Raw genomic sequence first — 17,758 nt, forward strand, 5'->3', positions numbered from 1 at the left:
TATGGTCATACCATCAGCGATGCTAAAAAGTACCTGTTTGCGATAGTCTATTGAATAAGTCATGGTTCATTTCATTAAATGCAATTGTTAATAGGATTGTATCGGTTTTATTTGGATTAGACTATAGCCTTTGGCATAGCTAACAAGCTCACCGATATTCGGCACTGGCAGATCAGCTGCTGACAGCTTACGACCAGTGATTTGCTCTAATCGAGCGATAGCAATACGCTGCTGCTCTACTGCTGCTTGATACGAGTTTTGCTCTTGTAAGATGCGATTGGTTACTAAATCCATCTCGATACGCGCCGATACACCTTGATTGACTCGGCGCTGCATCATTTCCTCAAACTCTATCAACAGTTGCAGATTATCATAATAGACTTGCTGCTTAGACACAGCAGTGATATAGCTTTGCCATGCCTCAATGGTGGTTTTGGCGACTTGATTCTGTTGCTCGTAAATATACTCTGTGGCTGCTTTATCATCAAAAAGTGCTTGATTGACGTTGGCAGTAAGCTTGCCACCCGTCCATAATGACTGCCGTAGCTGAAACCGAGAGATCATGCCATCGTCACGATCATAGCCTGATGACAATGTCGGTGCTGGTAGCAAGTTGAGCTTGGCAGCACGGATACTCTCTGTCGTCGCCTGCTGCTCAGCACGTGCCGAACCAACGAGAGGATGGGTTTCAATCGCTTGGTCAATCAATGTATTAATATGCGTATCAGCATTGGCAAATGCCGCACTTGATAGCGTCATCAGTAACATACCTATTGCGGTTGTCGATACCAAAGGTGATAAGCTATGACGTAGTTTTTTTATGATAAAGCACCTTTTAAACATTGGCTTTTTGATCATTGCTTGGAATTGATCGGGATAAAAATAAAAGTGCAACATGATATTATGGCTTCTTTGCTGCTATTGTTTTTTAGATAATAACAAAGTTCATCGTGATGATTATCAATGCTTAAAGACGTATTGAAGCGTTTATTAAAAAGTTTTGAGCCCTCAGCGTCAACATATGGATTACCCTATGCCTCACCCTTCAGCGCCTACGCCAACGAGCAAACCAAAAGATCAGCCAATCCTAACCATCGTATTGGCTCTATTACTGCATGTTTTGCTAGCAATCGTTGTCTATTTTACCGTATTCGACCACAAAAAAACGTCTGAATCGCAAGCCTTAATAAATAAAAACCAGCCTATTACCAGCAAACCTATGATATCAGAAGACACTAAAATCACAATTGATCAAATAGCGGTTGATCAGGTCACAGTTGATGATACAGAGGTTTTTACCGCTAAAGTGAGCGCAAATACAGAACCTACCGCATCAGCAGCCCCCGTATCGAACAACAATACTGCGACCCAAAACCATAAACCGCAAGAGCATACACCATCCCAAAAGCCCCCTTCGTCACAAGAGCCGTCTGTTATAGAGACAAGCCGCAGCTCTTTGAGCAAGGATAGCGATGACAATGATGATCTTTCAGTGACGACTATCAATAACAGAGCTGTCAATGGTGAGCAACAAAATCTGTCTGGATATCGACTGCAGCAAACCAAAGAAACTCAGCAGCTAAATGCAGATATTGACAAAGACAGCGAACAACTCTCCAAGCTGATCAATGAGGTCAAGCAACGCAATCAACAGCAAATCGATGCGCAACAAGCCAACCAGCCTATAGAGCCGCCTACACTTGCCAGCCCCGCTGATGAGATGATGACGCCCGACTATCCTATCACGCCTATCACCTCACTAGATGAATCAGCGAACAACTAGATAGGTAACAAAAAAGCCATCGCAGGTATGGCTTTTTGGATATTGCTATTGCTGATATGTTTTGCGTTATATCACTGTGGTATTGATATCAGTGTCAATCATCACATTATAACTGCCGTTCGTATCACTAAAGCTGTAAACCTCATAAGTGTTACCGTTTTGGGTAGTGGTTGTATTGGTATTTGTCCAATCATTACCAGACAGCTCCACACTATCAGCATTGCTGCCATTGATAAACAGCGTGTTGTTACTATCGGTCATCTCAATGACATCACTGGTAGTAAGGTTAGTCAATGACTGTGCCCCATTACCCGTCATATCAATCACTTCCATATTATCAATCACGCTACTATCAAAGCCACTAAAGTCAATACTAGTATCTACTAACAAGGTGTCGATGCCGTCACCACCATCCATCAATAGATTGTCTGCAGAGAATACGATTTTATCGTTACCTGCACCGCCTATCAGCGTATTAGCACCTGTACCACCATTAAGGAAGTCATTGCCACTACCACCCGTTAAGATGTCATCACCTGCGCCGCCTTTATAATTCACAGCGACAGACTGGTCAGAAGCATCTACGATATCGTTTTCGGCAGTGCCTACAAATATTGGCGTAAAGGCGATATCAATAGATGCTGATTCTGTTACTTCATCTGACACACTGTCAGCCATACCTGTAGCTTTATCGGTCGTACTAAGCGCAAAGTCCAGATCTCCTTTTAACGGTATGGATGACTGAATTTGCAGGTCATTGATTTGCTCAGGGGTGATACCCGTTATGGTGTAGCTGTTAGCGGCATCATCCCACACGGCAGTCAACATTTCACCTGTACTCTTCACTCTAAAGCGTAAGACATCATCGGTTAAGCTCATACCATTACCAGTGACAACTATATTAACGGTCTCACTACCATCCGTATCTTGCATAGTTGCGTTTAGATTCAGCGTGGTCCACTTACCCTGACTACCAAGAACAGTAGAAGGATTAGCAGCTACCCCATCAGCGACTGGTTTGACTTCAAGATCAATCTCTAGCGGATCACTGATCATCCCGCTGTCATTGACCACTTTCATCTCGATACCAGACACGATACCACTAACGTTTTCCGGTGGCATGATGAATATATTTGACGTTTCGCCAGTATTAGTATCACCCAGTTTGGAGGCGTCAATAGACCATGAGTTATTACCACCAGAATTACCATTGTTACTTGCCAAGACGGGATTGCCATTAGCATCAGTATAGTAGACCAGATAACCATTAGGGATATTGTCTAAGGTGATGGCAGTAGCGGCATCAGTATTGTCTTTATCGATAGTCGCAATCTTATAGTCGATAGCAATCATAGTATCTTCATTACCGCTAGCAGTGGTTGTTGATTGATCACTCTTATCAGTAATACTTAGATTGTCTGGCTGCGACTCGACTGTGACGTCATAACTGTGCTTATAAGTCTTTGTACCACTGTCATGTCCGCTGATATTATGACTCTCTTTATGAGCGGCATAGACATCAACCGTTGCCGTGCCGTCCTCATTTTCGGCAGGCTCATAAAAAATAGGCGTGCCTACATCTACGATATAATAATCACCAGCTGGAATATCAGCAACGTCACCATCTGCCAATGTTACAAGCGTCAAATCGTTACCATTGTCATCCGTTAGTTTTCCGCTAGTGCCATTATCAGTCGTTAAACCAGACTCATCTAGCTGCAGATACAGCTTGTTATCAATAATCTCAACATTATTACCGTCAGCCGTGTTGGTTAAGTCGATCTCAATTTCTACTTTGGTGTCCTCATCCGTATCGACTATAGTGGTTTTACCATCATTGTCTATCGGATCCGTAACTGGCTTGATCTCAACCTTGACGTCGTCAACCTGCACTCGTTCCTCGCCACCATCTTTATCCAACGCAGTAAAGTTGGTATTAAAGGTAAGATCCTGACTGCCACCCGTCACGTTGGTACTAAAATCTTTCGGCGGAGTCACTGTCACTGCATCAAGAGCATCTTCTGGACTGAGGCTACTTGCATCATCCACACTGATGATCCATTTACCGCCAATCTGCTGCACGCTTATAGCTGGATTATCAGTAGATACCTCAGTGCCGACTGGCAGATCAGTCAAGGAAAAAGTATAAGCACTAACTGTATTAGCGGTAGCTGGGTTCAAGGTAGCGTCCAATATATCACCTAGAGTAAAGCTGATATCTTCTACCTGCGAAGGTATGACTGCCTTGCTAGTAAAGCTATCTATCAAGTTAGGCTGGGTAGGATCCTCACCGCCACCTGTCCTATCTATTGCGATCTCAAAGCTCTTGGTTACACGCGCTTCACTACCATCAGTGCCTTGACCATTGATATCTTGAGTGACACCCGTCACTGTAATATTGAAACTGCCTTCTGGTATATTAACCGTACTATCATTACGCTCAAGCACTAGCTCATAAGTCGCTGTAGTGTCGGTAATAGCTGGATCATTAGGGACATCAACGTACCAAACGCCATTTGATAAGATACCGCCTTGCACATTGAGACCATCAGGCACATCAGTCACTTCTAGACGAGTAAAGCTCTCTGAGCCGTCTTGATCAGCTGAAGATATAGATACGGTGACAGACGCCGTATTGTCATTACCGCTATTATCAATAGTGCCATCGTTTACATTCAAAATCATACTCGGCTGATCAGTAACCGCTTGGAAGGTCACATTAACAGTAGCACTACCTGAAGTGGACTCCTTAATCTCTGAATTATCAGTCAATTTAGCGGTGTCAGTATAAGTGTAGTCAAAGTCTATGCTGACATCATCATCGCTATGACGTTTATCGTCATCGTACATAATCTCGATTGTCTGATCGGGCGTAAATGTCAAAGTTGGTGGTGGGTTAGATGTTAAGTCCACTTCAGTACCGTCAACACGTAATATGACGTCTTTAGCCATTAGATCAGTTGCTGATAGCGTGATACTCTCAAGCACTTCTTGACCTTCAGTTAAACCGCCTTGATCTGTGGTTGTAAATGCTGATTCAAAGTCAATTGTCGCCCACAAGTCTTCAGTGGCAACGACTTGAGGATTGCTCATATTGCCATCGGCAGCATCAGGGGTCACTAGAATAGAAACGTCTTTGGTATCATGAGTCACACTGTCACCAGATTTGGTCTCTGTCGTGGTACCCGTGATGGTAAAGTTAATTTCACCAGCGAAGTTATCTGGTGTGTTTAATTTCGCGGTATTATTCTGTAGCGCCTCTAGAGTCACTGACCATACTCGATCAGAACCACTGCCACCTAAGAAAGTAACCCCTGCACCAGTTAAGTTAAAACCAGCAGGTAAGTCTTCTACCCGATAGACAATCTGCTCAGCAGCTGGGCTGTCACCATCATATGCCTCGATATCCGCAACACTAGCAAATACGCTGGATAAAGCAATCTGATGGTTGCCTGTACTGTCTAGCGTTGCCTCGTCAGTGATGTAGTTATGTGTGTAATCCACACTATCGATGGTAACTGTGTCGGTTTCTAAGTCGTCATTGGTTATTAAGTCTGCCTTGCCAATGACTTTGACAGGTAGGTTAAGCATAGGGCTTGGGGTGCCCGTAATTCCATCTTCTTTGCTCTTTGCCTGTACTTTTAGGATTACCGTGCCGCTAAAGTTCTCAGCAGGGACAAAGTATAAGTTATCTACTATTTTGGTATAATCAGCTATAGTGACTGAACCACTGCTGGTATCTAACAGTGTTACTGTACCATTGTTATCTTGATACAGCTGCACACCTGCTGGTATATCCGATATAGTGACATCATACGTCTCAGAGCCGTCATTATCACGCGAACTTGGACGGATATTGAGTGGGATGCCAGCGTTAGGAATGACATCCCCTCCTTCAGATTCAGCTCTCATATCCGCAGCAGTATCACGATTATTACCACCGGTTATCGCCTGATCTTCAAAACCCCTAGCAGGATCAACCGCTAAGGTTGCTGGATCGGCTACGCCTTTTACCTCAAAGGTTAAGTAACTTTCGCCACTGGTGGCTGTATCTGTTGCGCCACCATCTTCGTCAACATCGACTGTTTTGGCCTCGACTTTTACTGCTGTCTCGGCACCGCTAGCAAGGTTAAAGTCACTATAATCTTGCGGTGGGGTTACGGTGACGGTTTTTAGGTACTCCATCGGAATATCGACACCATTGCCGTTGTCGGTTAACTTAATATCCTTTGTTCCGTCATTGTACTTAAATACTGCCCCTTCAACCGATTGGAAACCATTTGCATCATTATAACCAAAGGTCATATGTGCAAAAGTTTGTTCAGAGGCGTCTTGGTTGTTCCAATAGCCTTTTAGGTCAAATCCATCACTATTAAGATCAAATGCGGCATCTTCATTTGCGTTGGTGGTGTAAGTGTAGTCTGGATTGATGGTTAGATCATTTGCTAGATCCCCATCAGTATCAGTCTCAACTACTTCTGCAACTGGGGTGACGACAACGGTTTGGGTGAATGTGTTGTCTGGCGTTCCAGTGGTTGTATTACCGCCATCATCATCAGTATCTTGGGTAGTAACGGTAAAGGTAAAGTCTGCATCTAATGACGAATGCGCTGGTGGAGTGATAGAGAAGTCACTTAAATCAGTTGTTCCACTTACATTAATAGTAATAGTTGTGTCGCCAGTTGCCGTAGCACCATCTATATTATTATTACTGTCATCACCATCAGCATAAGACCAGCCTTCTGGTAAAACAAACTCTATCTTTGTAATAACCTCCGCACCAGCGCCATCCTTATCATCCAGCACTCTAAAGCCAAATTTATCAAGGGTGACAGCTGTGTCTTCTTTGGTTGTGACACCTTGATTATCAAGCTCAACTTGACCAGCAACTGGGGTGACGGTTAGGTCTACTTTGACGGTAGCGATTTCTTCGACAGTTAGATTAGCAGTAGGTGAGTCAGCATCATTGTCTTTGGTATAAAGCGTGACTTCTACCTTCATATCCTTCGAATTATATTTATTCGTTTTGATACTCATGGTTGGCTGAGCGGTGCTGGTATCAAATACTGATAAGTTAGGAATAAATGCACCAGTATCTGGATCTGTATCCATACCTATCAGCGCTTGACCGTCAATTCCAGCAGGATCGCTTTCTATTGTTTGAGTTTGACCATCATCATCAACGTACTCAAATATAACTACGGTGCCTTCAGCAAGACCTGTAATGACAAAACCATAGTTTTCTCTATCATCATTGCTGCTATAGAATAAGTCACCGAAGCTCGTCGTTATCGGCAAGATGACAGTATCGCCTTCTGCAACTGTGGCTTCATACTCTTCATCACTATTAAGGGCTGTACCAGATTGATAGCCAAACTCGCTAAAGTCATCGCCACTTTGATTATTGCCACTGGTATCAGTGACGGCTTTGACATCAACAATAACGGTAGTGCTAGCAGATTTTCCAGCAACTCCTGTCAATATAGTACCACCACTATTTACTTCATACTCTGTCACCGCCATTTTGATGCTCATGTTGGTAGCATCATCTTTTGGCGGTGTGAGCTTCATTGACTCAAACTGCTCTTTGGTCATGGTGATAGTGCTTGAGTTTTTACCCGGTGGGTTGTTCACTGTACTTACATTGCTAAGCTCAATTCTAACCGTTTGGTTATTACTAGTAATAGTCACAGGGTTTGCACCACCATAATCTAGCACTGTACCCGCACGGAAACCCGTTAAGCTCACCAGTCCAATACGCTCAGGAGTATCATTACTGGTACTTGAGGTATCAAGGTCTGTTCTGTCTCTCACAATAGGTGATACAAGGCCTAAAGCAACAGTGGTATCCTCTTGAGTTATTACGGTTTTATTGGCAGCAAGTATTGGCGCATCAGATACTGGGTTGACCGTTATCGTTAAAGTCTCCGATCCTGCAGAATAAGACGGATCGCTCGGTGCTAAGCCATTTGTCACATGGGCCGTAATCACAGGCACGCTACCACTATAGTTGGCGGCAGGTACAAAGGTATAACTACCATCACTATTGACAGTAATGCTACCAATGGCGTTAGTGCCGTCTGGTCTCAATGTAGTCGTTGTACCAGGAGCTATTGCTGTCATACCTAATACATCATAGCTCTCTACGGTTAATGCCTGACCAAAATCTGGATCATCGCTATCATTGTCAAATATATTACCTTTTAAGGTGGTATCTTCTCGCGTACTTACAACATCGTTTACTAAGACAATGCCGTCGTTAGTACCCGTTACAGTAACTTCAACGTAACGGATTTCACTGCTGCTGATCTCGTTACCACCGCCAGCTATGGTGATGTTATTGCCGTCATCAACTTGTACCGCGTAGCGGATGGTGATGGTTTCGCCTTCGGGGAGGAAGTCGAGTGCGGTTGATGTGGCGTTGATGTTCCAGGTGCCTTGAGTAAAGCTATTAGTATCATTAGTTGTCGTAAATATATCTGATAAGGCTTGCTTCTGCGCATCCGTCAATGGGTTAGCAGTTGTAAAGGTACTGTTGTTGGTATCATCATAAATAAACTCATTCGCCTCCCAACCTACTGCACTGACAGTAGGTTTATCGCTTGCGTCTATATCAGTGAAGTTGATAACGCCGCTGCGAGTAATTGTTGAGTTATCAATTTGCTCTATGATGTCAGCAGCTGTGGCAATAGTGCCATTGGCACTTGCACCATTGGTAATTACTGGTCGATCATTGGTACCTTTGATGGTAATAGTTAGCGTGGAGCTTGCAGTCTCGCCATCTTGATCAGTGAAGCTATAGGTGAAAGTTTCAGTTAACGTCTCGGAAGTTCCGTCACTTTTTAACCCTAACGCTTGAACCGCTGCATCATTATTGTTTAATGTATAACTGTATGTACCATCAACATTTTTAGTGATACTGCCATAGCTGGCGGTTTCATTGCCCCAAGTGAAGCTTTGGGTTGGAGTGTTGCCTAGGTCGTCGTCACTTAGAACATTATCTGTGACCGTATATGAGCCTGAGTCTTCTGTTAGTGTCTCTGTATTAGGTCTGGCTTGTGGGGTTAGGTTATCATCACCCACCGTTGGATCATTAGGATCAACCGGGGTGCTGCCATCAGTAGTACCATCATCATAGATTTTGGTATTTACGGTATTGGAACTACCAATTGTGGCCGTGCCAGCAATTACGCTAGTAATTGTGACATTAAAATCTTCAGGCCCTAAACCACTCTCAAAAATATCATCATCAATAATAGGTACTTTAATGGTGGCTGTCGTATCACCAGGTGCAAAAGTGACCGCTTGTGTGGTCGGTGCTGTGTAATCAACACCGCCACCAGTTGCAGTACCGCCACCTATATCAACCAATACTGTAATAGATTCCGTACTTGGATTGCTGATGCTGACACTATAAGTCGCCTCATTGGCACTGCCATCTGCGGCCGTTTCATTTAAGCTGGTCGTGCCTGTGATGCTCACCACTGGGGTGTCATCTCCTAGCGTAGGATCGTTAGGATCAACCGGGGTGGTGCCATCGGTGGTGCCATCATCATAGATGGTGGTGTTGACGCTGTCATCAGGACCAATGGTGGCGTTGTTTGAGGTGATATCCGTCACGGTAACGGTAAAGTCCTCGGGGCCTTCAGACAGATTGTCATCCACAATCGGTACTTTGACATCAACCGTCGTTTGACCCGCTGGGATAGTCACAAGCTGGGTGACAGGCGCGGTATAGTCCGCTGAGCCTTCGGTGCTGCCATCACTAATGGTGACTTCAATCACCGTATCTGTCGTACTTGGATTGCTGATGCTGACACTATAAGTCGCCTCATTGGCACTGCCATCTGCGGCCGTTTCATTTAAGCTGGTCGTGCCTGTGATGCTCACCACTGGGGTGTCATCTCCTAGCGTAGGATCGTTAGGATCAACCGGGGTGGTGCCATCGGTGGTGCCATCATCATAGATGGTGGTGTTGACGCTGTCATCAGGACCAATGGTGGCGTTGTTTGAGGTGATATCCGTCACGGTAACGGTAAAGTCCTCGGGGCCTTCAGACAGATTGTCATCCACAATCGGTACTTTGACATCAACCGTCGTTTGACCCGCTGGGATAGTCACAAGCTGGGTGACAGGTGCGGTATAGTCAGCGGAACCTTCGGTGCTGCCATCACTAATGGTGACTTCAATCACCGTATCTTCCGTACTTGGGTTGCTAATACTTACGGTATAAGTCGCTTCATTGGTACTGCCATCAGCAGCGGTTTCATTCAAGCTGGTCGTGCCTGTGATGCTCACCACTGCTGGATAATCGACTGTAATAGTTGCTTCGTTAGATTTTAAACCCGTTTTATCAGATACTATATAATTAATAGGCGTTGGGTCATTATTAAAACCTAACTCTGGAGTAAAGGTGACTTTGCCAGTTGTACTGTTCACTTCCCAGATGCCTTCACCATTTACGACTAAACTGGTGATTTCATCGCCCGTAACAGGGTCGATTAGCTTAACGCTCGTTGGATCTAGATCTTTTTCAGGGTCACTGTCATTTGCTACTACGTCAATGATGACAGGCTGACCTGTTTCACCTTCGACTATATCGTTTTCAGCAATTGGTGAATTTTGTGGATAATCAACCGTGATACTCGCCTCGTTAGATTTTAATCCAGCATTATCAGAAACAACATATTCAATAGGTGTGGGATCATTGCTAAAACCTGACTCTGGTATAAAAGTGACTTTGCCAGTCGTAGGATCAACTATCCACTCACCTTCGCCAGGCATAGTGATACCATTGACTTCATCACCTGTGGTAGGATCGATCAGCTTGACACTGGTAGGGTCTAAGTCGTTTTCAGGATCAATATCATTTGCAACTACGTCGATAGTGACAGGCTGACCTGTTTCACCTTTTACGACATCGTCTTCAGCAACAGGCGGTGCATTTGGCACATCGATAAAGGTCACCGTACCAGTGTCTTCGCCGCCCTTACCATCAGTCACAGTGTAGTCAACTGGCGGTACTGGACCTGCGTAATTGGTCTCTGGGGTGAAGGTGAGCTCGCCTTCTGGCGTAATGGTAATCGTACCAACGCCTGGGATCGTCGCCGTATCACCTGGCTGATAGGTAGTGCCTTCAACCGTGAAGTCTTTGACGGTCAGTGGGTCGCCGTTTGGATCGGTGTCGTTGCCAATGATGTTCTCTGTTACTGGCGTTCCACTTTCGGTGGTCACTTCGTCATTGTTCGCAACAGGCGGGGCATTTGGCACATCGATAAAGGTCACCGTACCAGTGTCTTCTCCACCTTTACCATCCGTCACGGTGTAGTCCACTGGCGGTACTGGACCTGCGTAATTGCTCTCTGGGATGAAGGTGAGCTCGCCTTCTGGCGTAATGGTAATCGTACCAACGCCTGTGATCGTCGCCGTATCACCTGGCTGATAGGTAGTGCCTTCAACCGTGAAGTCTTTGACGGTCAGTGGGTCGCCGTTTGGATCGGTGTCGTTGCCAATGATGTTCTCTGTTACTGGCGTTCCACTTTCGGTGGTCACTTCGTCATTGTTCGCAACAGGCGGTGCATTTGGCACATCGATAAAGGTCACCGTACCAGTGTCTTCTCCACCCTTACCATCAGTCACAGTGTAGTCAACTGGCGGTACTGGACCTGCGTAATTGGTCTCTGGGGTGAAGGTGAGCTCGCCTTCTGGCGTAATGGTAATCGTACCAACGCCTGGGATCGTCGCCGTATCACCTGGCTGATAGGTAGTGCCGTCAACCGTGAAGTCTTTGACGGTCAATGGGTCGCCGTTTGGATCGGTGTCGTTGCCAATGATGTTCTCTGTTACTGGCGTTCCACTTTCGGTGGTCACTTCGTCATTGTTAGCAACAGGCGGGGCATTTGGCACATCGATAAAGGTCACCGTACCAGTGTCTTCTCCACCCTTACCATCAGTCACAGTGTAGTCAACTGGCGGTACTGGACCTGCGTAATTGCTCTCTGGGATGAAGGTGAGCTCGCCTTCTGGCGTAATGGTAATCGTACCAACGCCTGGGATCGTCGCCGTATCACCTGGCTGATAGGTAGTGCCGTCAACCGTGAAGTCTTTGACGGTCAATGGGTCGCCGTTTGGATCGGTGTCGTTGCCAATGATGTTCTCTGTTACTGGCGTTCCACTTTCGGTGGTCACTTCGTCATTGTTAGCAACAGGCGCCTGATTAACAGGAGGAGTGACACCACCACTATCGTTTGAGCTGCTACTACTAGCAGCGACTATACCAACCAATCCAACGCCAGCCGCCGCTGGTATCCACCAAGGTACAACTGCAACATACTCTGTACCACCGAGCGCCTGACCCTCGACATCACCGACTTCCAGTTGAGTCACATAATCATAGGTCTCACCAGTATCTGGAATATAATAATAGTATTCTCCATCTTCAGCGATACCAAGTAGCGCACTGTCTGGGTTATCGTAAAAACCTTGTATAATAAGGTCGCTTTCTTGACCTTCTTCTTCAAATGAAACATGTAAGTCATTTTTCAGACGTTTAGTGATGATATGGTTAGGCGCTCGGCCGATAGCAGTATCATGAAACTCATAATTCACCTTATCCATAGCTTTAATAATGGTAGGCTTACCGTCCTTGGTCACGACTTGTACTTGATCTATAGTTTGAGTCGCATCATTTGTCTTCACAATAATCGTATTCATTTTTATCTCTTATATTCTTCAATCAAAATTTTAGAACTTTACAGTCTTATGTATCAAGATGTCTAAATCGATAAAAGCTTATGACTTGGCTAGGTTTTCTTCAACCACAGCAATCACTCGGCGATTGAGCTGCCTCCCTTCTACTGTGTCGTTGCTTGCTCTTGGCTGCGACTCGCCATAACCAATGGCAGTTAAACGATCTTCTGCGACTCCAAACTGCGAGATCAATACTTCTTTTACCGCATTAACACGACGTTGGGATAAAGCTTGGTTATAGCTATCTTTGCCTCGGCTATCAGTATGCCCCTCGATGGTTACTACCGTATTAGGGTACTGGGTCATAAATTCAGCCAACTCAGCTACTTTGGCATAATACTCTGGCCGTACGACCGCCTTATCCGTCTCAAATAATACCTCAAGATCAATCGTCACTTTTTCAGTTAGCACTGGTGTTTCTTTTTCTACTGTTAAAGATGGTGTCACAGTGGGCATAGCAGCGACAGGTGCTGGACAATTCGGTACGACACGACTAATTTGATGAGACTGATAGGACTTATTTGCTAATAGCGGTGATGCACTGTCAGGCGTTATCTGCGTCAGTGTGCTCTCGCCTGTTCCGTCCATTTCGACATAAAAAAAGTACGTTTGACCACCTTGTAACTGATAATCTTGCTTATCTGCCAATAAGTTATTATTTTTAAAACCAGTCGCCTGAGCACTCAACTGATTAATTCCAACACAAGAGTCCACCACCGTGTAGTTGTTCGCATGCAAACTGACTTGAAACCTGTTGTTGATGGAGATATTGGTACTTGTTTGCTCAGAATGATTATCGTTCTTCCGTATAAATACTAATCGAGTCTTATCAGACGCCACTTCTTGCTTGAGCACCTCTTTGAAGTCAATACTTTTTTTATTGTTCCACATAACGCCATCAACATGCTGGGTACGGCCTTCACTATCAGCACCACCAATGACAGCACAAGAAGGCATACCAAGCAATGTTATTGGTAAAATAATAGCAACTATATTCTTTCTAAGTATCTTGTTCATAGTATTAGCCAGACTTCCAATTTTTTCATAGGTAATATTTTTAAATTAACAAGCAGATGGATTTATATGTTGTTTTTCAACGACCCTGATAGTTATAGTTATATTTGCATATATACAGTACATTTTATATATAACAAATGTTAATAGTATATATAGTTAGCTGAATGTAAAACTGTTATGGATTTAAACGCGCTACTGGTATAAACTTTACTTGCGTGCTGCGTTCCCAGAGGCTGCGCAAAATTCATCCCAGTAGCGCTATGACATTTTTAGAGTATATCAACTATAAGAGTCGCCTGTTGTACCAACAGAAGCAATCACGCCAGAATCCGTCATCCTAGAAGTATAGCGAATGGATAAGTACTGAGTCCCGCGATCACCGTGATCGGTTCGATTATCGCGATACTATGGAATTGCTTTTATAATCTGTTATTCGACTACGGCATAATGAATCTACGAAGAAAAGTAAATAAGGTAGTTCCATTAAGGATGTTACATGCTTTTTTTATTTGAAGATGGTCTACTGTTATTGTTCTTTCCAATGATTGCGTGGTATTTAAGTATTAGCTTATGGGACGCGTTTATGATGGGTATCTATTATAAGCTGTCCAAATTTATTATGTCCCTACAGAGCGACTTATACTCACCTTTTACGACGCCCGCCAATACACTTTCATAACCATATCTTGGCGAGATAAATCAAACTTAGTCTTTAATTGGCCCCTTAATATTTTAGCATCAGCTGCGCTAAGCGCGCCCCAAACCTTCTCTATAAGAATAGAGCCGTCTTCTAAACGTGTATCTATAGCTGAGACAATAGCATCAGGAAGATCAATAGAAGGTGTATTCAAAATATGTACTATATTGTCTTGTTTAAAATTATCAATCTGTGCCAATGTCTGACTTAATTCGATATCTTGTAGATAAGCCGTATCTGCATCATCATTAGTGACGACAATGACGATTGGCGCTATCGTATTTTGCCAATTTTCTATTAAATTAGCGACTGTTGGTATAGACGTTTCGTCACAAATAAGCAGACACTGACCCTCATTTAAATGTGCAATTTTTTCTGGATAATCGCGTACACTTTTAAGTTGTGTTCCTGCTTGAACCGCTCTCGCCCAATTACCACCAGGTGTATCACCATGAATATAAGTATCCACCCAGCCTTGTACTTGCTGAGTTTCTGCGTCTAGCCATGCTTTTCGCAAGCTATAATAGCGCTGTAATTTCTCCGGAGCGTTATCAGGGGCGTTGGCAGATTCACTACTGATTGATATGCCACTATTCATTTCAAACAGATAAGCATATCCTGCATGATTCAGTGGCGAATCAGCAGGCGCAGTTACGACCAATCGATACATATTTGGACTGGCGTAATAACTATCAATCACAGTGAAATAACGCACTTGCTGTTTTATCGCAAGCTTGCCAAGTTTCTTTGAAGCCACCTGCAAGAGGTTGATATATTGCGACTTCAAAATAACCGTTTCATCAATCACATTTTCAAATTCAATAAAGAATTGCTTGACCACATCAGGCAACGATTCAGCGTTATAACTTGGTAGACTTTCTGAGTTTTGAGCTGCTGCTTCGAGCAATAATCCATCGCTATAAACCTCTGCCACCACAACCGCTACATCATTACTGAGCTTAGTGTCAGCAAATGCCTCCACAAACATAGCCAGCTCATCTTGGTGTTCATCATTGACATGGTTCATGAACTTTATTTTAGCCGCCACGGGTAATGGCACTTTGTCTGTATAACGTTGATCAAAAACTTGGGACATAATGCACCCTTTATAAAAAATTAGTTTTATAAAAAAGACAAGGCGCTTGATCCACTCAATGCGCCTCATTTATTAGGCTTGTAACCTAACAAGCCATGACTATTTCTAAAATTTAGCAGTCGCTGGTACTGGCATAAAAAGTAACGATAAAACAGAATAGCATAGCGCAGATAGTCGGAAATGCGAGGATTGATTGGAGGTATTATTAATCAAATGAGAATTACTTAAAGCCATGGTAGATAACCCATTGGGTTTGTTGGTGGTTTTAAAAACAGATCACGATTAAACGGAAACGACTCTGGCTTCATCTAGTGAAGTCAGAGCCTGTTCTTACCAGTTAGAACTCAACAACTAAAACCCTCTAGCATTATCACTAGTCACGGTATAAAAGATATTAAAAGCACTATTAGCACCAGTCTTGACCACTTTGCCATCTATCAAGGCACTGGCCTCAAAATCAATGCCGCCACCTGCGCTTTCACCACTGGCAATATTGGGTAGCGTCAGTGAGCGCAAAACCACTTTTTTATCAGTCACTGCGGTGTCTGGTTTGGTCAGCTTCGTACCGCGCGGTTTGACGACCTCCCCCTTGATCACTGCTTTAGACAAATCATCATAAATAATGTCAAAGTCTAATAACTGCGCCTGCTTAAGCTGAGCTTGTCCATTAACGACAGGGATACCGATGAGCGACTTACTGCCGCGGTGAATCATGCGATTGTCTATCACTTTGCCATTATCCAGCGCTCGTGCTTCAGCTGCAATTGAGCTGGTACGATTCATCAGCATGACTTTATAACCTGGTACAGCAACTTTACCTTTTCCATCAAAAATATCAGCGACCAATTCTGGTGCATTTTTCGCTTCATTAATGACTACTCGAGCAGCGCTTTCAGAAACAGGATAGTCTTTGCCGTCAATTGTCAAATAACGAGTATCAGCATAGCTGCTTTGCGTTTTCATCAGACCCGTGGTGACAGCATTAGAAGGCGTTGCGCTCGATGATGACATCGTATTTTGACAGCCTGCGACTCCCAAAGATAATAGAGCAATAGATAAAATACAAACTTTAGATAATGGGTTTTTGCTGAAACATGAGTGAGTTGAACGTGACATAATTTAATCTCATAAGAAGGATTTTTGTGAAATACAGAACCATTAGAAAGCATTATTATTGATAATGATTATCATATGCATTATTATTACGATATTGTAACTGATTGTCAATAATTATCAGTGATATAAATTGCATGTGTTAATCCTCTTACAGCTTCAATATAAGCAACGCTATGTCTAAGACTTCGTTCAATAAACTAAATATAATAAAGGATAAGTATGTCAAGATCTCAGGGAATCCTTGCAATGATAACGATAACCATGGCAGGAGTAGTGATGTCACCAAGCTATGCTAAACCTGACTTGACCAAGACCGTAGATATGAGCTTATTGCATGCCAAAGATATCGGATATCGTTTCGTGTATCATACCTTCAGTGCACCTGCACCAGAACTATTCTCCTCTAGCTTAACCGATTCACAATTGAAAACGCTGCAAACCTATGCAAAACCTCGTCATTATCAAGTGTGGTTAGCTATTCCTGAGCAGCCAACCTATCATCTCCTCTCTAACAATTCTGTAAAAACTCCTAGTAAAGTGCTTTATATGCTTGATGGTAATGCGGCTATTGATGATTTAGATAAGGATACGCTGCGCTTATTATCCCAGTCTACACCACAAAAATCAGCGCCTACTTTGGTCTTTATAGGTTACCAAACACCTTATCGCTTCGATGTTGATGCCCGCGCCTACGACTATACCCCACCATTATTAGCCAACACTGTAGATAACGGTGCTTTTCAAGAAGAAGGTAGAGAGCGATTAAACGGCGGTGCAGCACACTTTTATGCGTTGATTGAAAAACAAATAAAGCCGTGGGTATATGAACAGTTGGGCGAGAAACCGAAGCAAGAAGCCATTTGGGGACACTCTTACGGTGGTTTGTTTGTGTTATATAATTTGTTCAAGCATCCTGAAGCTTATCAGCAGTATTTCAGTGCAGATCCATCACTTTGGTGGCAAAATGGAGAGATGATTAACTATTGGCAGGCATATCAAAATCTTCCTAAAGCGCAACTTGCAGATATAACTAATAATAAACACAAACAAATACGACTCACTTTTAGTCACTCTCCAGAGCAGACCACTATGCCAGTAGTAGCGCCTACTGTGATGAGTAAAAAAGAATTCGCCAAGGAAGTCTGTGAACACTTTGAGGAGCGTTGTAGCTATCAGTTTTACAACCAATCTCATGGAGAGGTATTTACAACCTCTCTATTAGAGAGCTTAAAGAACTTCTAAGATTAAGCCTATTCAAGATAACTTTAGCACTCTGACCTTATCTACTGGATAAGAAAAA

Annotated in this window: 8 protein-coding genes; 3 read left to right on the forward strand and 5 right to left on the reverse strand. The window is 43.6% G+C overall.

Translation table 11 applies throughout. The features are described from left to right. Positions 1-87: 87 nt before the first annotated feature. Positions 88-759 carry a TolC family protein gene (locus JMX98_RS10705; RefSeq protein WP_201586524.1) on the reverse strand — a complete coding sequence of 224 codons (672 nt, stop codon included), beginning with the start codon at positions 757-759 and terminating at the stop codon, positions 88-90. A gap of 274 nt (positions 760-1,033) precedes the next feature. Here JMX98_RS10705 and JMX98_RS10710 point away from each other — a divergent pair, with 274 nt between their 5' ends. Continuing rightward, complete coding sequence (locus tag JMX98_RS10710) at positions 1,034-1,783, forward strand: hypothetical protein (protein ID WP_201586526.1); 750 nt, start codon at positions 1,034-1,036, stop codon at positions 1,781-1,783. Positions 1,784-1,849: 66 nt separating this feature from the next. Here JMX98_RS10710 and JMX98_RS10715 read toward each other — a convergent pair whose 3' ends face one another. Then, complete coding sequence (locus tag JMX98_RS10715; protein WP_201586527.1) at positions 1,850-12,496, reverse strand: Ig-like domain-containing protein; 10,647 nt, start codon at positions 12,494-12,496, stop codon at positions 1,850-1,852. A 78-nt stretch (positions 12,497-12,574) separates the two neighbouring features. Further along, positions 12,575-13,549, reverse strand: coding sequence for an OmpA family protein (locus JMX98_RS10720; RefSeq protein WP_201586528.1), 975 nt, complete (start codon positions 13,547-13,549; stop codon positions 12,575-12,577). A gap of 496 nt (positions 13,550-14,045) precedes the next feature. On the opposite strand from JMX98_RS10720, the gene JMX98_RS14325 reads away from it, so the two are divergent. Further along, positions 14,046-14,228 carry a chlorhexidine efflux transporter gene (locus JMX98_RS14325; protein ID WP_201586529.1) on the forward strand — a complete coding sequence of 61 codons (183 nt, stop codon included), beginning with the start codon at positions 14,046-14,048 and terminating at the stop codon, positions 14,226-14,228. Here JMX98_RS14325 and JMX98_RS10730 read toward each other — a convergent pair. Both JMX98_RS10730 and JMX98_RS10735 read right to left on the reverse strand, forming a co-directional pair. Further along, positions 14,200-15,342 carry a siderophore-interacting protein gene (locus JMX98_RS10730; RefSeq protein WP_201586531.1) on the reverse strand — a complete coding sequence of 381 codons (1,143 nt, stop codon included), beginning with the start codon at positions 15,340-15,342 and terminating at the stop codon, positions 14,200-14,202. The genes JMX98_RS14325 and JMX98_RS10730 overlap by 29 nt on opposite strands. 351 nt (positions 15,343-15,693) lie before the next feature. Beyond that, positions 15,694-16,458, reverse strand: a complete 765-nt coding sequence (locus tag JMX98_RS10735; RefSeq protein WP_201586532.1) for a hypothetical protein — start codon at positions 16,456-16,458, stop codon at positions 15,694-15,696. A gap of 219 nt (positions 16,459-16,677) precedes the next feature. On the opposite strand from JMX98_RS10735, the gene JMX98_RS10740 reads away from it, so the two are divergent. After that, the gene (locus tag JMX98_RS10740) at positions 16,678-17,700 is read left to right on the forward strand and encodes an alpha/beta hydrolase (protein WP_201586533.1); all 1,023 of its coding nucleotides are present in this window, start codon (positions 16,678-16,680) and stop codon (positions 17,698-17,700) included. Positions 17,701-17,758 lie beyond the last annotated feature (58 nt).

Origin of the sequence: Psychrobacter sp. HII-4 (assembly GCF_904846595.1) — a bacterium.
Taxonomy (GTDB): domain Bacteria; phylum Pseudomonadota; class Gammaproteobacteria; order Pseudomonadales; family Moraxellaceae; genus Psychrobacter; species Psychrobacter celer.

What these genes read in the sequence shown, in the direction of transcription:
- JMX98_RS10705 (WP_201586524.1), bottom strand. Translation starts at nt 759, where the DNA reads ATGACGCTATCAAGTGCGGCATTTGCCAATGCTGATACGCATATTAAT.
- JMX98_RS10710 (WP_201586526.1), top strand. Translation starts at nt 1,034, where the DNA reads ATGCCTCACCCTTCAGCGCCTACGCCAACGAGCAAACCAAAAGATCAG.
- JMX98_RS10715 (WP_201586527.1), bottom strand. Translation starts at nt 12,496, where the DNA reads ATGAATACGATTATTGTGAAGACAAATGATGCGACTCAAACTATAGAT.
- JMX98_RS10720 (WP_201586528.1), bottom strand. Translation starts at nt 13,549, where the DNA reads ATGAACAAGATACTTAGAAAGAATATAGTTGCTATTATTTTACCAATA.
- JMX98_RS14325 (WP_201586529.1), top strand. Translation starts at nt 14,046, where the DNA reads ATGCTTTTTTTATTTGAAGATGGTCTACTGTTATTGTTCTTTCCAATG.
- JMX98_RS10730 (WP_201586531.1), bottom strand. Translation starts at nt 15,342, where the DNA reads ATGTCCCAAGTTTTTGATCAACGTTATACAGACAAAGTGCCATTACCC.
- JMX98_RS10735 (WP_201586532.1), bottom strand. Translation starts at nt 16,458, where the DNA reads ATGTCACGTTCAACTCACTCATGTTTCAGCAAAAACCCATTATCTAAA.
- JMX98_RS10740 (WP_201586533.1), top strand. Translation starts at nt 16,678, where the DNA reads ATGTCAAGATCTCAGGGAATCCTTGCAATGATAACGATAACCATGGCA.